This is a genomic window from Pseudoalteromonas sp. SG41-1 (assembly GCF_014164575.1).
GTDB classification, from domain to species: domain Bacteria; phylum Pseudomonadota; class Gammaproteobacteria; order Enterobacterales; family Alteromonadaceae; genus Pseudoalteromonas; species Pseudoalteromonas rhizosphaerae.
Genome location: NZ_JACJFL010000107.1, coordinates 1 through 1,077 on the forward strand (window position 1 = coordinate 1; position 1,077 = coordinate 1,077).

3 protein-coding genes are annotated in these 1,077 nt (G+C 37.0%); all 3 read left to right on the top strand.

What is annotated here, in order from left to right:
* On the top strand, positions 1-231 hold a 231-nt coding region (locus tag H5203_RS22465), incomplete at its 5' end, for a hypothetical protein (protein WP_182819833.1).
* A 20-nt stretch (positions 232-251) separates the two neighbouring features.
* A complete protein-coding gene (locus H5203_RS22470; protein WP_182820374.1) occupies positions 252-569 on the top strand; it encodes a hypothetical protein in 318 nt (105 codons plus the stop codon).
* Positions 570-595: 26 nt separating this feature from the next.
* On the top strand, positions 596-1,077 hold a 482-nt coding region (locus tag H5203_RS22475; RefSeq protein ID WP_182820375.1), incomplete at its 3' end, for a hypothetical protein.

A 1,077-nucleotide genomic window follows, 5' to 3' on the forward strand; every position in this document is an offset into this window, starting at 1 on the left:
GATGCGTACGAGCCAGTATTGGCGTTTATTTGTCAATTTATGGAATATGGCCGCGAGCATGTAATGCCGCAGTGCAAGCAATGGCAAACCGATGACAAACCCTTTGCATTTTTTGATGATGAAAAACCAAAAGATTTTGCGCAGCAGCTAAATGCGGTGTTAACACATTTGTCAGAGAACGATACAGATATCCCGCTTGATAAAGACAATTTACCCATTCCTCCAGTGTGAATACGGTTAAGTAAAAAACAATGGCTTTGATTAAACACCATTACCCAATACCTTTAGCAAATAAGTTGAAAGCATTACTTAGCTTTCAACTCACTAAAGAGGCACCGCCGCCAACACCGATAGTGTATGTAGATAAGCATGTTTGTAAGCTTAGTAATAATTCAATGAAAGCCCGTAATATGGGACTGATCCCATTGTTATTAATGGTTTTATTTACTGTATATTTAAATGCTAATAATATATTAAAAAGCTGGAGTGCAAGAGAGAGAGCAACTATTGATAGTATTGAATTATATAAAAAAAGTATGGAGAGAATTATTTTAGTAGTACAGAAGTAAACCCAATACACTTAAAGTGGTATAAATTGCTAGATGAAAGTGGTGAGTTGACGTTTAAAAGCTACTTGTATGCTCGTCACAGTAATAAACATACAGCTTATGGAAGTTATTTTTACAAAAAAGACATTTCATTTTTAGTTTTTTACGCTATTACTATTCCACTTTTGTTGTTTTTTATTATTCGTTTTAAGCGTCAAGCGCCGATGGCGTTTGATCGTGATAAACAAATTGTTTACCTCTGGTACAAAGGCAAGGTACGCGCCCAGCACTTTAAAGATTTACGGGTGTATGAAGACTTTCAAATGATGCGTATTCAGACACGTGGTTTTGATAAACACAACAACATGCAATGGGCTAATTTTATGGTACAACCGCGCCATAATCCTTATTACAACGGCAAAGATGCGTACGAGCCAGTATTGGCGTTTATTTGTCAATTTATGGAATATGGCCGCGAGCATGTAATGCCGCAGTGCAAGCAATGGCAAACCGATGACAAACCCTTTGC

Bases quoted from the DNA above. Each gene is read 5' to 3' on its own strand.
- H5203_RS22470 (WP_182820374.1), top strand. From the start codon at position 252: ATGGCTTTGATTAAACACCATTACCCAATACCTTTAGCAAATAAGTTG.